Origin of the sequence: Mesorhizobium sp. M1C.F.Ca.ET.210.01.1.1 (assembly GCF_004791585.1) — a bacterium.
Classification (GTDB): Bacteria; Pseudomonadota; Alphaproteobacteria; order Rhizobiales; family Rhizobiaceae; genus Mesorhizobium.
On record NZ_SRUU01000119.1, the window covers coordinates 1 to 412 of the forward strand.

Here is a 412-nt window from a genome sequence, read left to right on the forward strand (position 1 = left end):
CCGTCATTGTCCCCACCTTCAACCGTGAGAAGTACCTGCCCGAAGCCATCGCCAGCCTGCTCAAGCAGACTGTGGTGCCGGATCAGATTCTGATCGTCGACGACGGCTCGACCGACAACACCAGCGCGGTGGCCGCCTCTTTCCCCGCTCCGGTGGAATATTACCGCAAGGAAAATGGCGGCAAGTCGACGGCGCTGAACTTCGCCCTGAGGCATTGCAAGGGGGACTTCGTCTGGGTGTTCGATGACGACGATGTCGCGCACCCGACGGCGCTGGAACGGTTTCTCGCAGCGTTCGATCGGGAGCCGACGGCTGATTTCGCGTTCGGCGAATATGCGCGTTTCCAGCAGTCGGCTCAGATCGAAGAGCGGAATTACGAGATCGTCGCCTTCGGCCATGTCAGCCAGGACAA

The 412-nt window shown here is 60.7% G+C and carries 1 protein-coding gene; it reads left to right on the forward strand.

The window, feature by feature from the left end; translation table 11 throughout:
• On the forward strand, positions 1 to 412 hold a 412-nt coding region (locus EN853_RS33190), incomplete at both ends, for a glycosyltransferase family A protein (protein WP_135861349.1).